The sequence below is a fragment of the Flavobacterium sp. CG_23.5 genome, from assembly GCF_017875765.1.
Taxonomy (GTDB): Bacteria; Bacteroidota; Bacteroidia; order Flavobacteriales; family Flavobacteriaceae; genus Flavobacterium.
The window spans coordinates 1005509-1026712 of record NZ_JAGGNA010000001.1 but is presented as its reverse complement, the minus strand read 5'-3'; the positions used below and the strand labels follow the sequence as shown (position 1 = coordinate 1026712).

Below are 21204 nucleotides of genomic sequence, written 5' to 3'. Positions count from 1 at the left end.
GTCTTTTTTATAAAGATTTTTAAACAAAAACGGTTTATACCGCTACGTCATATTCACGCAATGCATTATTTAACGATGTTTTCAAATCCGTAGAAGGCTTACGTGTTCCAATGATTAGTGCACAAGGAACTTGAAAATCGCCTGCTGGAAATTTCTTAGTGTAACTTCCCGGAATTACTACTGAACGCGCTGGAACAAAACCTTTCATTTCAATCGGAGTTTCACCAGTTACATCAATAATTTTTGTGGAGGCAGTCAAACAAACATTGGCACCAAGAACTGCTTCTTTACCTACATGAACTCCTTCAACTACAATACAACGCGAACCAATAAACGCACCATCTTCAATGATTACAGGAGCTGCTTGCAAAGGTTCAAGCACTCCGCCAATTCCTACACCACCACTTAAATGTACATTTTTACCAATTTGGGCACAACTTCCTACGGTTGCCCAAGTGTCCACCATGGTACCTTCATCAACATAAGCACCAATATTTACATAACTTGGCATCAAAATAACTCCGCTAGAAATGTAAGCACCGTAACGCGCTACCGCATTAGGAACAACGCGAATTCCTTTTTCGGCAAAGTCTTTTTTTAACAACATTTTGTCGTGATATTCGAAAATACCAGAATGTAAAGTTTCCATTTTTTGAATAGGGAAATACATCACTACTGCTTTCTTTACCCATTCGTTTACTTGCCATCCTCCCGAAACTTCGGGATCTACAGGTTCAGCAACGCGTAATTTTCCCGTGTCCAGTAACTCAATAACTTCTCTGATAGCGTCAGTTGTCGTTTTATCTTGTAACAAGGCGCGGTTTTCCCAAGCTTGTTCTATAATAGTTTGTAATGGATTCATTTTTGATAGATTTTTGACAAAGATATGTTTTTTAACCAATAGCAAAAAGCCGAATTAGTTTGAAATTGTTGCAAATTTAACTTGTCGATGTTACTTTTTTATTAATGGTTAAAAGGGAAGGGACTAAAAATTTGCAATTGGCATAAAAAGTGAAGCATTTTTTTTCAACTCTAAAATGTTTTATCTTTGTATGAGTAATAAATTAGTTATGGAAACAATTAGATTAGAATTTCAACCAAAAATAAAAGCCAAAATTCTAGAGTTATTGAGTTCGTTTTCATCAGATGAATTGAAAATAGTTCAGGAAGATACTGATTTTGATGAAAATAAGAAAAAATTGGACCTTTCTTTGGCTAAGATAAAAAACGGTACAGCCGAATGTTGCTCTTTGGACGAGCTAGATGAATTTCTTGAAAAGACTATTTCTGAATATGAAAATTAAAATCACTAAAGATTTTAGGTTTGATTTAGATAGCCAAATTAGATATATTTCGAAAGACAAACCGTTAGCGGCTAGAAAGTTCAAAGTTGATTTAATAAAAAAAATAAGGAAAGATTTAAAGAATCCTTTTTATTTTAAGAAGTCTAGTTATTACAACGATGAAAATATTAGAGATTATGTTTTTAAAGGTTACACAATTGTTTATTACATTGATATAGAACAAGAAATAATTTTCGTCTTCGGTTTCATAAAATATAAAGATTCCATATAAATGCCAAGAATTCTCGCTATAGATTACGGACAAAAACGAACTGGAATAGCTGTTACGGATGAAATGCAAATCATTGCTTCCGGATTAACAACGGTTCCAAGTGCAACAGCAATCGCTTTTTTAAAGGATTATTTCTCTAAAGAAAAAGTCGAAGCAGTACTTATTGGTGAACCCAAACAAATGAATGGTGAACCTTCAGAAAGTGCTTCTATAATAAAAGGATTCGTAACTCATTTTACGAACCACTTTCCGGAGATGAAAGTCATTCGGGTTGATGAACGTTTTACCTCAAAAATGGCCTTTCAATCTATGATTGACAGCGGACTCAAAAAGAAACAACGTCAAAATAAAGCACTGATTGATGAAATTTCGGCAACTATAATGTTACAGGATTATTTGACTCGAAAAATGTTTTAAATTTCTAAAACGTTTTCGTAATTATGTAACTTTTCACACAAAATTTAAGGTTTTTTTTGCAATCATATGAAGTATCTTTGCATTTTAAATTTTTGTTATGCCTGATACAACCATTCGTTCAAATAGTGATGTAGTTCTTATAGGAGCTGGAATAATGAGTGCCACTCTTGGTTTAATTCTTAAAGAATTACAACCAGATTTAAAAATTGACATTTACGAGAGATTAGATATTGCAGCTGCTGAAAGTTCTGATGCCTGGAATAATGCCGGAACCGGACATTCTGCCTTTTGTGAACTTAATTACACACCTGAAAGTGTTGATGGAACTATTGATCCAAAAAAAGCAATTAGTATCGCTGAATCTTTCGAAGTTTCTCGCCAATTTTGGGCCTATTTAGTCCAAGAAAAAAAGATTACTTCCCCTGAAAATTTTATAAAAAGTATTCCTCATGTAAGTTTTGTTTGGGGTGAAAAAAATGTAGCATATCTAAAGAAAAGATTTGAAGCTTTACAATCTAATCCACTTTTTAAACAAATGATTTTTAGTACTGATTTTTCAGAATTAAAAAAGTGGATGCCTTTGGTTATGGAGGGTAGAGACAAAAATGAAAAAGTTGCAGCTACTTCTATGGCAATTGGTACGGATGTGAATTTTGGAGAATTGACCAGAAGTATGTTTAATTATTTGGCTAAATTAGATGGTGTTACGATGCATTTTCATCACGAAGTTCAAAAATTGAAACAGCGTGAGGATAAATCTTGGAGAATAAAAATTACTGATTTGGCTACCGGCCAAAAAAGAAAAGCATATACCAAGTTTGTTTTTATCGGTGCTGGAGGCGGGTCATTGCCATTACTAGAAAAAGCAGACGTTCCAGAAGGAAAGGGTTTCGGAGGTTTCCCGGTTAGTGGACAATGGTTAAAATGTACCAATCCTGAAGTAATTGCAAAACATCAGGCTAAAGTTTATGGTAAAGCATCCGTGGGAGCGCCACCCATGTCTGTACCACATATTGATTCCCGAATGATAGATGGAGAAAAAGCACTTCTTTTTGGTCCTTTTGCTGGCTTTTCTACTCGGTTTTTAAAGAATGGTTCTTATTCTGATTTGCCTTTGTCTATTAAAACGGATAATATAATTCCGATGATAGCAGCAGGGATTAAAAATATACCACTTACAAAATATTTGATTGAGCAAGTACGTCAATCCCCTAAAGATAGGATTAATGCTCTTAGAGAATATGTTCCGACAGCCAGATCTAAAGACTGGAAAATAGAAAGAGCGGGGCAGCGGGTACAAGTTATAAAGAAAGATGAAAAAGAAGGTGGAATACTTGAATTTGGCACCGAGGTAATTACAACTGCGGATGGTAGTTTAGCTGTATTACTTGGGGCTTCTCCCGGTGCTTCCACAGCAGTTTCTATCATGACAGATTTGGTTGGAAAATGTTTCAAAAATGAAATTGTTTATCCGGAATGGCAAGAAAAACTGAAAACAATGATACCATCATTTGGACAAACATTAAATGATAAACCTTCTTTATTGGAAGAAATCAGAAAAAATACCGCTGAAATTCTAAAATTGAATAATTAGAAATTTCACAATATAATCGATAAAGCTGGATTTAGATTTGAAGTTCTAAATCCAGCTTTTTTGTTTTAAGTAGCGATTAATTCTTTAGTCGTTTTTACAATATTTTCGGATAAATTAGTAAGCCAGATTAGTTGTTCTATTACTAATTGTGCTTCCTGCATTTTCAATTGAAATGCTTCTTCATCAATGGGGTTTCCCTCTTTCAATTCCTTGGCTCGGATATTTTTTAACTCCGTAAACCGCATTGCTAATTCCTCTTTAGGAGTATTTTCGTTAAAATCTAAATCATTTTCTTTTAAAATTGCGATGGCATGATCTAAATTTTTATACACCGTATCAACCACAATATTAAAAGCCTCAGAAGCCGATGTCGTCTTGTGTGATTGAATATAAGTTCCTAAGGAAGCTAATGAAGAAAGAAGCGAATGATTCAGCACGGCTAATTTATATACTTGCGGTAATTGTTTTTGTTTTGATTTAGGTTCTTGTGACATTCTTTGAAAAGAAGCCATGAGATTACCAATTTCGATGAAAGCGTTCTTTCTTGCCAATCGATAAGAAGTAGAAATAGCCCCTTTTTTGTTATAAAAAACAGAGATTTCCTTTAAGTAGGTTTGATTCGCTTTAATCGATTTTTTCAAATGAATTGGAATATTTAAAAACTCCCAAGAAGGCCATAAAAAATGGTTGGCAAGAAATGCAAGAGCTGCGCCGACAACAGTATCTAAGATTCTATATTGAATTACATCAGCAATATTAGGCGTAAGTATTCCGTAAATAAAAACTATATACATGGTCACAAAGGTTGCGCTGACCTTATAATTTGTTTGCGTAAACGAGAAACCCAATAGCATACAAAGAATGGACAGAATACTAATTACAATGCTATTGTGTACCAATGAAAGAATTCCGAAAGCAATTAATCCGCCTAAAATAGTTCCGAAAATTCGTTGAAAGGAGCGTTGTTTTGTCAAGCCATAACCTGGCCTCATAATCACAATGATAGTCAGCAAGATCCAATAGACATTGTGAAAAGGAAGTATTGTGCCAATAATAAAACCAATGAGAATAGTGATGGTTAACCGAAGCGAATGCCTGAAAATAGTTGAGGAAAAACTCATATTTCCTGTCAAAGTGCTTAAAGGATAATATTGTGGGGTTAAAAACTTTTCTAAATCTTTATCTTTTTCCTTAAAATCTTTTGAATTGAAAGCTAAGGTGAAAGCCCGTTCTACAATTTTTATTTTTTCTACCTGTTTTTCTGCGTATTGTAACATTGTAGTTAGCATAAAAACGCCTTCAGAAGCCGGAATTTTACCCAATTCATTTTCGTAATCAACAATGGCAAGTTGCAGAGCATTCAAATCTTTAATCAATGTATGTTTCGAAACGTATTTAGTCTTATTCTGTACACTTTTGGATAATTGTTTTAAACTTGCCGCAAGATTATAAGCTAAGTTTTGATAGGTTTGTAGCACCTTTGGATGGTCGTCAAATTTTTGATGTAGTTTGTCATGATCGAATGACGTTGACAACGCCAGTTCCAGAATTTCGACTAATGTAATAAAAACGATTAGCATCTTTCGGTTTTGATTCGAAGAACCAGAACTGGTGTGATTGCTAATTAAAACTTCTCTTATATTTTGACGAATGGTGTTCAGCTCTACCTGAAGATGCAATTGTTTCTCTATAATTGCTTTTTTATCTGCGTTGACGGTCCATAAATCGCCTCTTAGCTTCAAATATTTTGCTGTAAGTTTGATACATTCTGCAATTTGTAATTCGATATAACGATGCGGTCTGATGTAATGAAAAATCAGTGAAATCATAAGGTAAAAAATTCCACCTGCAAGAATTAATCCCGAGTGTTTCACCATATCCCAACCGGTATTTATATGTGCAAAGGCCAATGAAATCGAAAGTAATGCCGAAAATGAAACTACGGTAGCCCTTTGTCCATATACAGAAATCATCGAAAACAAGAAAATTAGAAGAGCTAAAAAAGGATAAAAAATCCAGTTATAAGGATAGATAATATTCACTAATAAATTGACACTCGAAACGATTACAGCCGCAACTAGCACTCCGTTTATTTTATGTTTAAGATTACTCGGAATATCACTTGGATAAGTAAAAAAAGCACCCAGTGCAATAGTAAAACCCATTTCGAAATTACCCAAGAGTGAAAAAAGTATAAAAGGGATTACCGCTGCAATAGTCACTTTTAAAGCATTGGTAAAATAGGTACTGTCAGTAAATTTTCGAATTTTATAAATCATAGAAATTAGATTACTTGCAAAGTTAAGAATTGTAGGATTTATTCAAGAATAATTAGGCGTGTTTTAATTTAAATTCTAAAATAACGCTAATTATCATTAGAGGTTTATTGATTGTCTATTTTTTTACTATTTTTGCCAACTGAATTAAAAGGAAATTGATTCCCATTTACAGTAGATAATACTTAATACAACACTAATGATTTTACCAATTATAGGATATGGTGATCCAGTTTTAAGAAAAGTAGGAGAGAATCTTACCGAAGAACATCCCAACTTGAAGGAAACAATTGCCAATATGTATGAGACGATGTATAATGCCTATGGCGTGGGACTTGCAGCTCCGCAAGTAGGATTGGCAGTGCGCTTATTTGTAATAGACACTACTCCTTTTAGCGATGATGAAGATTTAGAAGATGCTGAACAAAAAGAGTTAAAGGGATTCAAAAAAACTTTTATCAATGCAAAAATGATAAAAGAAGAGGGTGAAGAATGGAGTTTTAATGAAGGCTGCTTGAGTATTCCTGATGTTAGAGAAGATGTATATCGTAATCCAACCATAACAATCGAATATTGTGAAGAGGATTTTGTGATGAAAACGGAAGTTTTTGAAGGTTTAATTGCAAGAGTAATTCAACATGAATACGACCATATTGAAGGAATTTTGTTTACAGATAAAATCTCATCACTTAAAAAACGTTTGATTCAAAAGAAACTAAAGAACATTCTCGAAGGAAAAACATTTCAAGATTATCGCATGAAATTTTTCGCTAAAAAAGGAAGATAAACTAGTATTATTACTTAATATTGGTACGGTTTTAGAGCCTAAATGAAAAAGTAAAATAAATTGAATTCTTAATAATAATTAAAAAAACATGAATTTAGAAAAAATATTAGCCATTTCTGGGAAACCAGGTTTATATGTATTAAAAGTACAAACGCGTACAGGGTTTGTTGCAGAATCATTATTAGACGGAAAAAAAATCACAGTAAATTTAAAAAGCAATGTGAGTTTGTTGTCGGAGATTTCAATTTATACGTATGAAGGCGAAAAACCATTGTCTGAAATCATGCAAAAAATTGCTGATAAAGAGAATAAAGGTCCAGCACTGTCTCATAAAGAAGACAACGCAAAACTAGCGGCTTATTTCAAAGAAATTTTACCTGATTATGATGAAGAAAGAGTGTATCCATCTGATATCAAAAAAATATTAAATTGGTACAGTATGCTTCAAGCAAAAGGACTTATCGTTGATGACGTTCCTGCACCAGAAGAAACTCCAACAGCTGTTGAAGAAGTTGTAACCGATAGTAAAGAAACGATAGAAAAAGAAGTGAAAGCTCCAGCAAAAAAAGTTGCTGCTAAAAAAGCTGCAGAAAAAAAATAATAAATTATATTTTAATAAATTATATTTAGTCCTGTTAAGATGTTTTCTTGACAGGATTTTTTTATTTTTACCAAAACTAATAATGCAATGAACTCAAGAACACTTCAACTTCAGGCTTTCGAAAGGCTACTAGACATCATGGACGATCTACGCGAGAAATGTCCTTGGGATAAGAAACAAACCATGCAGAGTTTACGCCATCTTACCATAGAAGAAACGTATGAATTGGGCGATGCAATTTTAGATAATGATTTGACCGAAATAAAGAAAGAATTGGGGGATTTGTTATTGCATCTGGTTTTCTATGCCAAAATAGGAAGTGAAACCAATGATTTTGACATAGCAGATGTTTGTAATGAAATTTGCGAGAAACTCATTCATCGTCATCCACATATTTATAGTGATGTTGTTGTGAAAGATGAAGAAGAAGTTAAACAAAACTGGGAAAAATTAAAACTTAAAGAAGGTAAGACTTCCGTTTTGGAAGGTGTTCCAAAGAGTTTGCCGGCATTAGTTAAAGCAAGTAGAATCCAGGATAAAGTAAAAGGAGTGGGATTTGATTGGGAAGAGTCCCATCAGGTTTGGGACAAAGTACAAGAAGAATTAGAAGAATTGCAAGTGGAGGTCAAGGCTGGGGATCAGGATAAAATTGAAGCTGAATTTGGCGATGTTTTATTTTCGATGATTAACTATGCCCGATTTCTGAACGTGAATCCCGAAGACGCCTTGGAACGAACCAATAAAAAATTCATTAAACGCTTTCAATATCTAGAAAGTAAAGCAGGTCAATTAGGGAAACCACTAATGGATATGACCCTTGCTGAAATGGATATTTTTTGGGAGGAAGCGAAGCGTCTTCCAAATAAATAGGAATTGGAAATCTATGATTTCCAAATAACTCAATTTGGAACGAAGCAAAGAAATTATAAATTATTTTAGACAGATAAATGCCAGAAAATAAAACCGAATTAAAACGTTCTTTAGGATTAATTGATGCTACAAGTTTAGTTGCAGGTTCCATGATAGGATCAGGAATTTTTATTGTGACATCATCAATGGCTCGCGATATTGGTTCTGCAGCTTGGCTATTGGTAATTTGGTTGGTAACGGGAATTATAACCGTTGCTGCAGCATTGAGTTATGGCGAATTGGCCGGAATGATGCCTAATGCGGGCGGACAATTTGTTTATATTCAACGCGCTTACGGGAGATTAATTTCCTTTCTCTATGGATGGACTGTTTTTACGGTAATTCAAACGGGAGTTATTGCTGCAATTGCCGTTACTTTTGCTAATTATACTGCTATTTTCTTTCCCGTTTTAGACCAGCCGCTTTTTAAAGTGGGAGCTGGATTTATTTTTTCCTACCAAAAAGTTTTAGCTATCTCAAGCATAATATTGCTAACATATATCAATACTAAAGGAGTAGAAAGCGGAAAAACGGTGCAGTTAGTATTTACTTCTGCAAAGTTATTTGCTCTTTTTGCATTGATTATCTTGGGATTGTACGTGGGTTTACAAACCAATGTTTTGTCTGATAATTTTGCAAATATGTGGGATGCCAGTAAAACGGTCGTTAATCCAGATGGAACTATTACCGTTACCAAACTCGCTGGAATGGCACTTTTAGGAGCTGCGGGAGCTACAATAATCAATTCATTATTTTCTAGTGATGCTTGGAATAATGTAACTTTTATTGCCGGAGAAATAAAGGAACCGAAAAAGAATATTCCACGTAGTTTGTTTCTTGGAACTTTGATTGTTACGGTTATTTACGTTTTGGCAAATCTGGCTTACTTGGCTTTGTTGCCAATACAAGGAACACCTAACGCATCAGATATTGCCAGTAATGGAATCATGTTTACCAGTAATGATAGAGTAGGAGCGGCTGCAGCGAGTATGATTATGGGGAATATTGGTGTTTTTGTTATGGCAGCATTGATAATGGTTTCCACTTTTGGTTGTAATAGTGGATTAATTTTGTCTGGAGGAAGGTTGTTTTTTGCAATGGCGAAAGACGGACTGTTTTTTAAACAAGCAACCGAGCTCAATAAAAACCAAGTTCCTGCCAAAGCTTTATGGGTGCAATGTGTCTGGGCTTGTGTATTATGTATTTCGGGAAAATTTGGGGATTTGTTGACCTATGCCACTTTTGCATCGTTGTTGTTTTATATTTTAACGATTTTGGGTGTTTTTATACTTAGAAAAAAAGAACCAAATACAGAAAGGCCTTATAAAGCTTTTGGCTATCCGTTTGTTCCTGCAATTTATATTATAGTGACAACGGCAATTTGTGTAACGTTGCTGGTTTATGATACATTCAACACGGGATTGGGATTGTGTATTGTAGCTTTGGGAATTCCAGTTTATTATTTTGTAATGAATAAGAAAGATTAGATTATTCTGCTAATCTTTTTAGTTTATTGATATCTTTTAAAAGAATTTTTTTACCTGTCAATTCGATCAGGCCTAACTTATTAAAATCAGATAACAAACGAATACAACTTTCGGTGGCTGTACCAATCATACTGGCTAATTCATCTCTTGAAAGCTGAACTTTTAAAGTATTATCTTCATTTTGACCAAAAGTATCATGCAAATAAAGAAGTGTTTCTGCTAATCGTTCTTTGACTGTTTTTTGAGCTAAATTGACCACGTGATGATCGGCATCTTTTAGATCGCCACATATCGTTTTCATCACATTCATCGAAAACTGATTGTTTTTGTTAAAGAAACCCATCACTTCAGTTTTTGGAATGAAACAAACTTGCATATCTTCTAGTGCAACAGCGCTCAAATTCACTGGTTCGTCACTAATCATGGAACGTTGACCTAATAATTCTCCTTTTGTAACAAGTTTAACAATATTGTCTTTACCATTTGGAGTCAATTTTGTGAGTTTGCAAACTCCATCTTTTATACAATAGATTCCGTTTACGTTTTCGCCTTCTTCAAAAATAACTTCTCCCTTTTTTATCGTTCGTGATGTTTTGCAATCAGAAAGATGAACCAGTTCATTTTTAGTAAGTGCTTTCAATGAGCTGAATTCTCTAACGATACATTGTTCACATTTACTCATAATAGAAAGGGGATTTATAACTGCACAAATTTAGGCTTTTATATGACAAATGTCATATTTTTAACTTAATCTATTTGTCACCTTTGTTGTAGGTAAAATGAGCAAAGATTTATGGACAGACAAAACTGTTTCCATTGTGGTTTAGATATTATAAAAGCAGAAGAAATTATTTTTGATGAAAAAGAATTTTGTTGCAACGGTTGTAAGACTGTGTACGAAATTTTCAGTCTTAATGATATGACTTGCTATTATGATTTTGAAAAATCTCCTGGAGCAACCCCTCAAGACATTAATGGTAAATATGATTTTTTAGATAATGAAAGTATCGTTTCAAAACTTTTGGAATTCCAAGAGAATTCAACTGCTATTATTTCGCTTAACATTCCACATATTCATTGCAGCTCGTGTATTTGGATTCTGGAAAATTTACAGCGTCTTCAAAAAGGAATAAGTTCTTCTCAGGTTAATTTTCCTGAAAAGAAAGTCCGAATAACCTATAATCCCGTAACGGTTTCAATAAAAACTATTGTTTATTTGTTGAGTTCCATTGGATACGAACCCTACATTAGTTTGGAAAATTATGAAACGGGCAAGAACAATGTAGACAGAAGTTTGACTTATAAACTAGGTGTCGCTTTCTTTTGTTTTGGAAACATCATGTTGCTTTCTTTTCCGGAGTATTTTGAAGTGAAAGAATTCTGGTTGGATCAATACCGTGGCTTTTTCCGTTGGTTGATTTTTGCATTATCGCTTCCAAGTTTTTTCTATTCAGCGAGTGGATATTATGTTTCGGCTTATAAAAGCATTAAATCCAAAATGCTAAATATCGATATTCCAATCGCGTTAGGGATTGTAATATTTTTTATCCGAAGTACGGTAGATATTGTAATGGATTACGGTTCCGGATTTTTTGATAGCTTGACTGGTTTGATTTTCTTCATGCTTTTGGGTAAAATGTTCCAAATAAAAACCTATAGTTTTTTGAGTTTCGAAAGAGATTTTAAATCATATTTTCCAATTGCCATTACCAAAATTAATTCGGATGCTTCTGAAGAAAGTGTTCCGGTTTATGAGGTGGAAAAAGGAGATAGGCTGCTAATAAGAAACCAAGAACTGATTCCTGTTGATGGTATTTTAATATCTGAAAAAGCCGAAATTGATTATAGTTTTGTTACCGGGGAAGCCATTCCAATTACGAAACAATCAGGTGATAAAGTATTTGCTGGCGGAAAACAAATGGGTAAAGTGATCGAAATGGAAGTACTACATTCTGTTTCACAAAGTTACTTGACGCAGTTATGGAGCAATGATGTTTTTCAAAAAAATGTCGAACAAAAACACAAAACCATTACCGATCGAATTTCTCGTTATTTTACTCCTATTCTTTTATTAATTGCCTTCTCAGGATTTGGATATTGGATTTTTATAGATGCCAATATTGCTTTTAATGTTTTCACGGCAGTGCTTATTGTGGCGTGTCCTTGTGCATTGGCATTGACTGCTCCATTCACTTTTGGCAACATTTTGCGAATTTTAGGAAAACAGAAATTTTATCTCAAAAATGCATTGGTTATTGAGCAATTGGCCAAAGTAGATACGATTGTTTTTGATAAAACTGGAACTATTACCACGAATAAAAAATCGAATATCTCTTATGAAGGAGAATTGCTTTCTGATGAAAATTTGCTGTTGATTAAAAATGTGCTTCGGGCGTCAAATCATCCTTTAAGTAGAATGTTATATGATTATTTGCCTTTACCAATTTTGCATAATAAATCAGCATTGGAAACAAAAAAAATAAAAGTTGATGCTTTTGAGGAGATTACAGGAAAAGGGATTCACGCTCAAATTTTTGGATACCAAATTCAAATAGGTTCTGCTTCTTTTGTAGAAAAAATAGAAGAAAATAACATTCAGCAAACATCAGTTCATATTAAAATTAATGGAGATTATTATGGTAAATATATTTTCAATAATCAATACAGAGACGGATTAGAGGAACTTTTTAAGAATTTAAGTAAACAGTATCAAATCAAAGTCTTGTCTGGCGATAATGAAGGAGAAAGATCCACTCTGGAAAAACTTTTGCCGAAGGGCACTGAATTAATTTTTAATCAAAAACCAGAACAAAAATTAGAATTCATCAAGAATTTACAAGAAGAAGGCAAAAATGTGATGATGGTGGGGGATGGATTGAATGACGCGGGAGCTTTGGCACAAAGTAATGTTGGGATTTCGATTTCAGAAAATGTCAATGTTTTTTCACCGGCTTGTGATGCTATTTTGGATGCCAATGAATTTCCCAAATTGGATTATTTTTTGAAACTCTCGAAGAATTCCATTACGACTATCAAAATGAGTTTCGCTTTGTCCTTGTTGTATAACTTGGTAGGACTATCATTTGCTATTACGGGAAATTTATTGCCTTTGGTTGCGGCGATTATAATGCCTTTAAGTACGATAACGATTGTAAGTTTTGTAACCGTAATGAGTAGCTATTATGCAAATAAAAAATAAAATTACATAAGTTTTCACCGTGTTGTTTCACATAATTTTAACATAATTCAATAGATATGACAAATGTCATATTTTACTAAAGAACCTCAAAGTAACTTTGCTAACATAAATTAAGGTATGAGTGTCATTTATTTATTAATCTCCATCAGTATAGTAGTAGCTATTGGTTTTTTTATTGCTTTTATAAGAGCAGTAAAGACGGGCCAATATGACGACGATTATACGCCATCAGTCAGAATGCTTTTTGACGATGAGCTCAAAATTGAAAATCCAAAACCAATACAAACAATAGAAGAAAAACAAATTTAATTATGGAAATGCAGCAGTTTTATTATGACAACAAAATTGTAAAGAAATTCATTTACGCGACCATCCTTTTTGGTGTAGTGGGAATGTTGGTTGGCCTTACATTGGCCATCATGTTTCTTTTTCCTAACATAACCGACGGAATTTCGTGGTTAAGTTACGGTAGATTGAGACCTTTACATACGAACGCCGTTATTTTTGCTTTCGTGGGAAATGCTTTTTTTGCAGGAATGTATTATTCGATGCAACGATTGCTTAAGGCAAGAATGTTCAGTGATGTTTTAAGTAATATTCATTTTTGGGGTTGGCAGTTAATTATTGTAGCGGCGGCTATTTCTCTTCCATTAGGTTTTAGCACCTCTAAGGAATATGCTGAATTAGAATGGCCAATTGATATTGCGATTACCATAATTTGGGTTGTTATGGGAATCAATATGATTGGAACCTTGATAAAAAGAAGAGAGAGACACTTGTATGTAGCAATCTGGTTTTACTTGGCAACTTTCGTAACGATTGCCGTTTTACATATTTTCAACAGTTTAGAATTGCCTGTTTCTGCAATGAAAAGTTATTCTGTATATGCAGGAGTTCAAGATGCTTTAGTTCAATGGTGGTACGGTCATAATGCGGTTGCATTTTTCTTAACCACGCCTTTTTTAGGATTGATGTATTATTTTGTTCCAAAAGCGGCAAATCGTCCTGTGTATTCTTATCGATTGTCAATTGTTCACTTTTGGTCGTTGATTTTTATTTATATCTGGGCTGGACCACACCATTTATTATATTCTGCTTTACCTAACTGGGCACAAAATTTAGGTGTTGCCTTTTCAATAATGTTGATTGCACCTTCTTGGGGTGGTATGATAAATGGATTGTTAACGTTGCGTGGAGTTTGGGATAAAGTACGAGTGGATCCAGTTTTGAAATTCTTCGTTGTAGCGATTACTGGTTACGGAATGGCGACTTTTGAAGGTCCAATGTTGTCTCTTAAAAATGTAAACGCCATTGCGCATTATACGGATTGGATTATTGCTCACGTTCACGTAGGGGCATTAGCATGGAATGGATTTATGGCTTTTGGTATGATTTATTGGTTGATTCCTAGAATGACGAAAAGTACTTTGTACTCTCTTAAACTAGCTAATTTTCACTTCTGGATTGGTACTTTAGGTATTATATTATACACAATTCCAATGTATGTTGCTGGGTTTTTACAAGCGTCTATGTGGAAACAGTTTAACCCAGACGGAACATTAACTTATGGTAACTTCCTTGAAACGGTAACTCAAATCATGCCAATGTATTGGATGAGAGCTATTGGAGGTTCATTGTATTTAATCGGAATGTTGACATTGGTTTATAACATTGTTCAAACATTAAGAGCAGGTTCACCAATCGAAGATGAATTAGCGCAAGCTCCAGCATTATTGAAAATTAGTTCTGGAAGAGTACAAGGGGAAAAATTTCATCCGTGGTTAGAAAGAAAACCTATTCAATTAACGATTTTGGCAACAGTAGCAATTTTAATTGGAGGAGTTATTCAAATCGTGCCTACGATTATGGTAAAATCTAATATCCCTACAATTGCAAGTGTAAAACCATATTCCCCTTTAGAACTGGAAGGGCGTGATTTATATATTCGTGAAGGTTGCGTGGGTTGTCACTCACAATCTGTTCGTCCTTTTAGAAGCGAAGTGGAACGTTATGGGCCACAATCTAAAGCTGGGGAGTTTGTTTATGACCATCCATTTCTTTGGGGATCAAAACGTACCGGTCCGGATTTATTAAGAGAAGGAGGAAAATACAATGATAATTGGCATTTTAACCACTTTTGGAGTCCGCAAAGTATATCTGCCGGATCGATTATGCCAGGTTACAAATGGTTGTTCGATAATAAACCTATGGATATTTCTTTAACTCAAAAGAAAATGAAAGCGATGGTAACTCTTGGAGTTCCTTATTCTGATGCTCAAGTGGCAAATGGACTTAAAGATTTAAGAACACAAGCCTTGAAAATTGAAGAAAACTTGAAAAATGATCCTGACTTTGTGAAAAGTTACAACGAAAGCAAGAAAAAAGCGGAAGCTAGAGGAGAAAAATTTGTTCCAATGAATGAAAGAGAAATTGTTGCTCTGATTGCTTACATACAAAGACTTGGGACGGATATTAAAGTAAAAGATATAGCTAAAAAATAACAGTCATGTTCGAACAAATTAAACACAATATGGAAACTATCGACGGAGTTGCGATATATCCAATTCTTTCACTATTGATTTTCTTTGTCTTTTTTATAGGACTTGGTTTATGGGTTTTTTCATATAAAAAAGAAAAGATTACTGAAATGAGCCAAATTCCATTAAACGATAATTAAACAACATAATTTTTTAAAATTTAGAAAATGAAAAAATTAATTCCAGCATATATTAGAGTCCTAGTTATTTTCTTTGCTGTTTTTGCAGCAATGGAATATTTTATAGACTCTGGTGACAGACCTGCTTTTATAAAATTCCCCATGGTTGCTGTCTTTTTATTTGTTTTTCTTTTCCTTTTGATAGCGATAGAAATTACATTGAAAGCTGTTGATAATATTACGTATCAATTGTTAACAGAAGAGCAGAAAGTCCAATCAAATGAAATAAATACGTTGAGTTTCAAGGATAGTGAATGGTTTAAAAAACTGATGAAACGTTTGACTAAATCGGAGCCATTAGAAAATGAAGCAAGCCTTTTATTAGATCATGATTACGACGGAATTAGGGAATTAGATAATAATTTACCGCCATGGTGGGTGTATTTATTTTATGCAGGTATTGTTTTTGGAGTAATATATATGGTCCGATATGAAATATTAGGAGCTGATAATCAAGAAACAGAACTTAAGAATGAAATGGCTCAAGCCAAAATTGAAGTGGCAGAATACATGAAAACTGCTCCTGACATGATGGATGAGAAAACAGTTACATTGTTGACAGAACCCGCAGATTTAGCTATTGGAAAATCGATTTTCACTGCTAATTGTATTCCATGTCATAGAGCCGATGCTGGTGGACAAATAGGACCAAACTTAACAGATGATCATTGGATTTTAGGTGGAGGAATAAAAAATGTATTCCATACTTTAGTTAATGGAGGTCGTGACGGAAAAGGAATGATTTCTTGGAAAGGAACATTAAAACCAAAAGAGATGCAGCACGTTGCTAGTTATGTTTTGTCTTTAAGAGGAAGTAATCCTAAAGATCCAAAAGCGCCGGATGGTGAAATTTGGGTCGACGAAACTGCACCAAAAAAATAATAGGTTTTCTAGTACTTATGCCAAAGCTCAAAACTTTGGCATAAGTACTTTATAATTTAATATTGAAAAAAAAAAAATGTCACAATCACCAGACGAAGCTTTTAGAGATACCATCGGAACAATCGATGAGGAAGGAAATCGAAAATTTATTTTCCCTAAAAAGCCTTCCGGTAAATTTTATGAATATAGAAAGTGGGTCAGTTACTTTTTGCTGATTGTTTTGGTTGCGAATCCTTTTATAAAGATTAATGGCAATCAGTTCATGATGTTCAATGTTCTAGAACGTAGATTTAATATTTTTGGATTTCCATTTTGGCCTCAAGATTTTTATCTGTTTGTTATTTTTATGCTTGTAGGCGTTGTTTTCGTCATCCTTTTTACGGTTATTTTTGGCCGAATTTTTTGCGGTTGGGTTTGTCCGCAAACCATATTTTTAGAAATGGTTTTCCGAAGAATAGAATACTGGATAGAAGGAGATCGTGGTGCTCAAATCCGTTTAGAAAAACAAGAGTGGAATGCGGAGAAAATTAGAAAGAAAGCCTTAAAATGGAGCTTGTTTCTAATCATTTCGTTTTTTATTGCCAATGTTTTTCTGGCTTATCTTATCAGTAGTGATGAATTGTTTAAAATGATTGAAGAAGGTCCTGAAAATCATGTTAGTACCTTAGTTTCATTGTTGATTTTCACCGGAGTATTTTATTTTATTTTTGCTTGGTTTAGAGAGCAAGTTTGTATTATCGCCTGTCCTTACGGAAGATTACAAGGTGTTTTATTAGATGATAAATCGATTAATGTAGCCTATGATTTTGTTCGTGGCGAAAAAGAAGTAGGAAGAGCCAAATTCAACAAACAAGAAGACAGAGCATCAACAGGGAAAGGAGATTGCATTGATTGTAAACAATGTGTCAATGTTTGTCCAACGGGAATCGATATTCGTAACGGCGTCCAACTGGAATGTGTGAATTGCACTGCCTGTATTGATGAATGTGATACTATTATGGATAGTGTTGGGTTGCCAAAAGGATTAATTCGTTACGCTTCCGAAGAGGAAATTGAGAAAAAAAGCAAGTTTAAATTTACCCCCAGAATGAAAGGGTATTCCGCTGTGTTGTTTATTCTAACAGGGATTTTAATAGGATTGTTGTTTTTAAGAAATGATGTTGAAGCAAGTATTTTGCGTTTGCCAGGTCAATTGTTTCAGCACAAAGGCGAGAACATTAGTAATATCTACACCTTCAAGATTATCAATAAAACCAATAATGATTTTAATGATATTCATTTCAAATTAATTGGTATAAAAGGGAAATTGGAAATGGTAGGAAAACAAGATCTTAAAGTACCCAAACAGGGTATGAATGGCGGAACTTTGTTTGTAGAAATTAATCAAAATTTACTGGATAGTGATAAAACCAAACTTAATATTGAAGTTTTTAACGGAAATAAAAAAATTGAAACTGCTACAACTAGTTTTTTAAGTCCAAGAAGCTTTGACTAATACGAACGGTTTTAAGGTTTAAACATATAAATAAAAAAGCATGAAAATTAATTGGGGAACAGGAATTGTAATTGCATTTGCATTATTTATGACCTTTATTTTATATTTTGTTTTCAAAGTGCAGTCAGATTCAAAATATGATAATGAGTTGGTTGTAGAAGAATATTACAAACATGACGTTCATTTTGGTGACGAAATGGTGCGTATTCAAAACGCTCATGATTTGGCTCAAAAGCCTATAATTACAAAAACGGCAGAGGGAATTACAATTGTATTTCCAGATGTATTTGTTCCGAAAAAAATAAAAGGAAATGTGTCCTTATATCGACCGTCTAACAAAAAATTAGATTTTGAAATTCCTATTTCATTATCTAATCCTACTTTGCTCATACCTAAAAAAAGTCTGGTAGGCGGTCGTTGGGACATTAATATGGAATGGCAATATGATGGGAAATCATACTTAACCAAGGAAACGATTTATATTAATTAGTCTTAAAATCACCAGCTTAAGTCTCTCGTTTGACTTTATAACTTTTGACTTTATGACATTAGGCTAAAAACAATGTTTTACACGGCTTTTATTTTTGGTTTAATTAGTAGTTTACACTGCATAGGAATGTGTGGTCCAATCGCTATGATGTTACCTGTAGACAGAAGTAATCCTGCGAAAAAAGTGACACAAATTTTTATGTATCATTTAGGAAGATTATCAGCTTATGCTACGATTGGTTTAGTTTTTGGACTATTGGGTAAAGGATTTTTCTTAGCTGGATTACAACAAAAACTATCAATTTTTATTGGAATTGCAATGATTTTCGTAATTTTAATACCGGAGAAATTTTTTGCTAAGTATAATTTTTCGAAACCAGTTTTTAAATTGATATCTAAAATCAAATCGGCTTTAGGAAGTCAGTTTAAAAATAAGAGTTACAAATCATTATTCACAATAGGTTTACTCAATGGGTTTTTACCTTGCGGAATGGTTTATGTAGCTTTATTTGGCGCAATAGCTATGCAAAGCGCTGGTTTTGGAGTTTTATACATGGTTTTATTTGGATTAGGAACGGTTCCACTGATGAGTAGCATAGTATATTTAAATTCATTTTTGACAATCCCCATCCGAAATAAAATTCAAAAAGCGATTCCTTATGTTGCCGTTATTATCGGAGTATTATTTATTTTGAGAGGTTTAGGATTAGGAATTCCTTATGTTTCTCCTTCAAATATTAGTTTATTTGTACAGCAGAACCCCAATTGTCATTAAATTAGATTTCCTATATTTTAACTTAAATTAATAAGTGAGCATGGAAAGACACGATTTATTACACGAATTTCCTGAATACCAGGAAAAAATCCATCAATTAAAAACTGACAATTCTCATTTTCGAGAATTATTCGATGAATATCATGAATTAGAACATGAAATCCATCGCATTAATAGTGGGGAAGAAATAGTTATAGATGAATATATGCATACATTGAAAGCCAAATTGCTTTTCATTAAAGACGAATTATTTTCCATGTTGCAAAACAATATGAAATAACGAAAGGCTCTTTTATTGGTCACAAAAATAGTTAAAACTATGCAATTCAGTGCATTTAGCTTTAGCTTCTAAAAATATGTTCTACCACAAATTACACAACTTAGCATGAATTAATTTGTGTAATTCGTGTTAAAATATTAACAGTATAGACTTTCAGTCCGCCATACCAAATCTATGGACTTTCTGTCCATAGTGGTTTAGTTAAATTAAATTGGCTTTTAAATCTTGATAAATCTAAATATCAATCTTTGTCAGATTTTACATTTTGACAAAGATTATTTAAAATCTGCGAATGTAGTAGTGGCCATTATATCGTCATAGAAAACAATTCGGTTTCTGGTGCTTTTCTTTTTAAACGAAGATCAAACGCCATGCAAATATTTCGTACATGGGGTTTTCCAGCATCTGTGACCTGAATACTATTTTCTTTAATGATTACCAGTCCATCATTTTCAATTTCCTTTAATTGAATTAAAACTTCCGGAATCTCATCAAAATAAGCTTCATTATTGTTCCAAGAAGTTTCAAATTGACACATTAAATTCAGAATGTGTTTTCTAATGATTAGGTCTTCATCAGTTAATAAATGTCCTCTATAAACTGGTATTTTATCCCATTCTAAAATCTGATAATAATCTTCCAAATTCTTTACATTTTGGGCAAAACTAAGCCAGCTGTCGCTTATTGAAGAAACACCCAAACCAATCATCAACTGAGTTTTTGAAGAGCTGTAACCCATAAAATTACGATGTAGATTTCCATTTTGAAACGCTTTGTATAAGCTGTCAGTTTCCAATGCAAAATGATCCATTCCTATTTCATGATATCCATTTTCAAACAATAATTTTTTTCCTGTTTCATATAACATTCGTTTTTTATCATCTTTTGGAATATCTTCATCATTAAATCCGCGTTGTCCATTTCCTTTAATCCAAGGGACATGCGCATAACTATAAAATGCTAATCTATCGGGTTGTAATGATTTTGTTTTTTCAATGGTATCTATAACATCTTCAATTTCCTGAAACGGCAATCCGAAAATGATATCATGACCAATGGAAGTATAACCAATTTCCCTTGCCCAAAAAGTGACTTTGGCTACATTGTGAAATGGTTGCAACCTATGAATTGCTTTTTGTACTTTTTCGGAGTAGTCCTGTACGCCAAAACTGACTCTTCTAAAACCTAAATCATAAAGTTTTTGTAAATGTTCATGTGAAGTATTGTTGGGATGACCTTCAAAACTAAATTCGTAATCTTTTGCTTTATTGGCATGACTTAAAATCCCATTAATCAAATCTTCTAAATTCTTTGGAGAAAAAAAAGTGGGTGTTCCTCCTCCTAAATGTATTTCTTTAATTGTTGGTTTTTCCTCAAGAACTTTACAATAGATAGACCATTCTTTCAAAACGGCATCTATATATGGATTTTCTAATGTATGGTTTTTAGTAATTCGTTTATTGCAACCGCAAAAAGTACACAAACTTTCACAAAAAGGTAAGTGAATATATAGACTTATTCCTTCTGAAGTATTGCTTGCTTCAAATGATTTTTTTAAAGTAGCTGTCCAAAGGTCATACGAAAAATCACTTTCATCCCAGTAAGGGACAGTTGGATAGCTGGTATATCTAGGACCCGGAACATTGTACTTTTGAATTAGAGAATTTTTCATGGGAAGAACATTTATCATGAATCAAAAGTACCTTTACTTGTAAATACTTA

21 protein-coding genes are annotated in these 21204 nt (G+C 33.5%); 17 read left to right on the top strand and 4 right to left on the bottom strand.

The features are described from left to right. Positions 1-34: 34 nt before the first annotated feature. A complete protein-coding gene (locus H4V97_RS04295) occupies positions 35-862 on the bottom strand; it encodes a 2,3,4,5-tetrahydropyridine-2,6-dicarboxylate N-succinyltransferase (RefSeq protein ID WP_209549037.1) in 828 nt (275 codons plus the stop codon). 190 nt (positions 863-1052) lie between these two features. Here H4V97_RS04295 and H4V97_RS04290 point away from each other — a divergent pair, with 190 nt between their 5' ends. From H4V97_RS04290 to H4V97_RS04275, 4 genes are all read left to right on the top strand, one after another. After that, complete coding sequence (locus H4V97_RS04290) at positions 1053-1304, top strand: hypothetical protein (protein ID WP_245345187.1); 252 nt, start codon at positions 1053-1055, stop codon at positions 1302-1304. Beyond that, complete coding sequence (locus H4V97_RS04285; RefSeq protein ID WP_209549036.1) at positions 1294-1575, top strand: type II toxin-antitoxin system RelE/ParE family toxin; 282 nt, start codon at positions 1294-1296, stop codon at positions 1573-1575. The genes H4V97_RS04290 and H4V97_RS04285 overlap by 11 nt, the downstream gene beginning before the upstream one ends. Beyond that, complete coding sequence (ruvX, locus tag H4V97_RS04280; protein ID WP_209549035.1) at positions 1576-1992, top strand: Holliday junction resolvase RuvX; 417 nt, start codon at positions 1576-1578, stop codon at positions 1990-1992. Between the two features lie 97 nt (positions 1993-2089). Then, entirely contained in the window at positions 2090-3586 is a 1497-nt protein-coding gene (locus H4V97_RS04275; protein ID WP_196850541.1) for a malate:quinone oxidoreductase, read from the top strand. A gap of 65 nt (positions 3587-3651) precedes the next feature. Here the strand turns inward: H4V97_RS04275 and H4V97_RS04270 are convergent, their stop codons facing one another. Further along, positions 3652-5865 (bottom strand): FUSC family protein, encoded by a 2214-nt coding sequence (locus H4V97_RS04270; RefSeq protein ID WP_196850540.1) that lies wholly within the window; start codon positions 5863-5865, stop codon positions 3652-3654. 196 nt (positions 5866-6061) lie between these two features. Between H4V97_RS04270 and def the strand changes: the two genes are divergently transcribed. The 4 genes from def (at position 6062) to H4V97_RS04250 (ending at position 9646) form a co-directional block, all read left to right on the top strand. Next, complete coding sequence (gene def, locus H4V97_RS04265) at positions 6062-6649, top strand: peptide deformylase (protein ID WP_209549034.1); 588 nt, start codon at positions 6062-6064, stop codon at positions 6647-6649. A gap of 88 nt (positions 6650-6737) precedes the next feature. After that, a complete protein-coding gene (locus H4V97_RS04260; RefSeq protein WP_209549033.1) occupies positions 6738-7250 on the top strand; it encodes a DUF5606 domain-containing protein in 513 nt (170 codons plus the stop codon). An 87-nt stretch (positions 7251-7337) separates the two neighbouring features. After that, positions 7338-8120, top strand: a complete 783-nt coding sequence (mazG, locus tag H4V97_RS04255) for a nucleoside triphosphate pyrophosphohydrolase (protein WP_209549032.1) — start codon at positions 7338-7340, stop codon at positions 8118-8120. Positions 8121-8197: 77 nt separating this feature from the next. Then, positions 8198-9646, top strand: coding sequence for an APC family permease (locus tag H4V97_RS04250; protein ID WP_209549031.1), 1449 nt, complete (start codon positions 8198-8200; stop codon positions 9644-9646). Between the two features lies 1 nt (position 9647). Here H4V97_RS04250 and H4V97_RS04245 read toward each other — a convergent pair whose 3' ends face one another. Then, positions 9648-10328, bottom strand: a complete 681-nt coding sequence (locus H4V97_RS04245) for a Crp/Fnr family transcriptional regulator (RefSeq protein ID WP_209549030.1) — start codon at positions 10326-10328, stop codon at positions 9648-9650. 111 nt (positions 10329-10439) lie between these two features. Here H4V97_RS04245 and H4V97_RS04240 point away from each other — a divergent pair, with 111 nt between their 5' ends. From H4V97_RS04240 to H4V97_RS04200, 9 genes are all read left to right on the top strand, one after another. After that, complete coding sequence (locus tag H4V97_RS04240; RefSeq protein ID WP_209549029.1) at positions 10440-12845, top strand: heavy metal translocating P-type ATPase; 2406 nt, start codon at positions 10440-10442, stop codon at positions 12843-12845. Between the two features lie 117 nt (positions 12846-12962). Next, positions 12963-13154 carry a cbb3-type cytochrome oxidase assembly protein CcoS gene (gene ccoS / locus H4V97_RS04235; RefSeq protein ID WP_196850533.1) on the top strand — a complete coding sequence of 64 codons (192 nt, stop codon included), beginning with the start codon at positions 12963-12965 and terminating at the stop codon, positions 13152-13154. Positions 13155-13156: 2 nt separating this feature from the next. After that, the gene (ccoN, locus tag H4V97_RS04230) at positions 13157-15346 is read left to right on the top strand and encodes a cytochrome-c oxidase, cbb3-type subunit I (RefSeq protein WP_209549028.1); all 2190 of its coding nucleotides are present in this window, start codon (positions 13157-13159) and stop codon (positions 15344-15346) included. Positions 15347-15351: 5 nt separating this feature from the next. Then, positions 15352-15522 carry a CcoQ/FixQ family Cbb3-type cytochrome c oxidase assembly chaperone gene (locus H4V97_RS04225; protein WP_209549027.1) on the top strand — a complete coding sequence of 57 codons (171 nt, stop codon included), beginning with the start codon at positions 15352-15354 and terminating at the stop codon, positions 15520-15522. Between the two features lie 27 nt (positions 15523-15549). Continuing rightward, positions 15550-16443, top strand: coding sequence for a cbb3-type cytochrome c oxidase N-terminal domain-containing protein (locus H4V97_RS04220; protein ID WP_209549026.1), 894 nt, complete (start codon positions 15550-15552; stop codon positions 16441-16443). Positions 16444-16519: 76 nt separating this feature from the next. After that, positions 16520-17938: a cytochrome c oxidase accessory protein CcoG gene (gene ccoG / locus H4V97_RS04215; RefSeq protein ID WP_209549025.1), complete on the top strand. Its 1419-nt coding sequence runs from the start codon at positions 16520-16522 to the stop codon at positions 17936-17938. 40 nt (positions 17939-17978) lie between these two features. After that, a complete protein-coding gene (locus H4V97_RS04210; protein ID WP_209549024.1) occupies positions 17979-18428 on the top strand; it encodes a FixH family protein in 450 nt (149 codons plus the stop codon). A gap of 72 nt (positions 18429-18500) precedes the next feature. Beyond that, positions 18501-19202 carry a sulfite exporter TauE/SafE family protein gene (locus H4V97_RS04205; protein WP_209549023.1) on the top strand — a complete coding sequence of 234 codons (702 nt, stop codon included), beginning with the start codon at positions 18501-18503 and terminating at the stop codon, positions 19200-19202. A gap of 40 nt (positions 19203-19242) precedes the next feature. Next, positions 19243-19482 carry a YdcH family protein gene (locus H4V97_RS04200; protein ID WP_209549022.1) on the top strand — a complete coding sequence of 80 codons (240 nt, stop codon included), beginning with the start codon at positions 19243-19245 and terminating at the stop codon, positions 19480-19482. Positions 19483-19789: 307 nt separating this feature from the next. On the opposite strand, the gene hemN is transcribed toward H4V97_RS04200, so the two are convergent. Further along, positions 19790-21154, bottom strand: a complete 1365-nt coding sequence (hemN, locus tag H4V97_RS04195; protein WP_209549021.1) for an oxygen-independent coproporphyrinogen III oxidase — start codon at positions 21152-21154, stop codon at positions 19790-19792. Between the last annotated feature and the right edge of the window lie 50 nt (positions 21155-21204).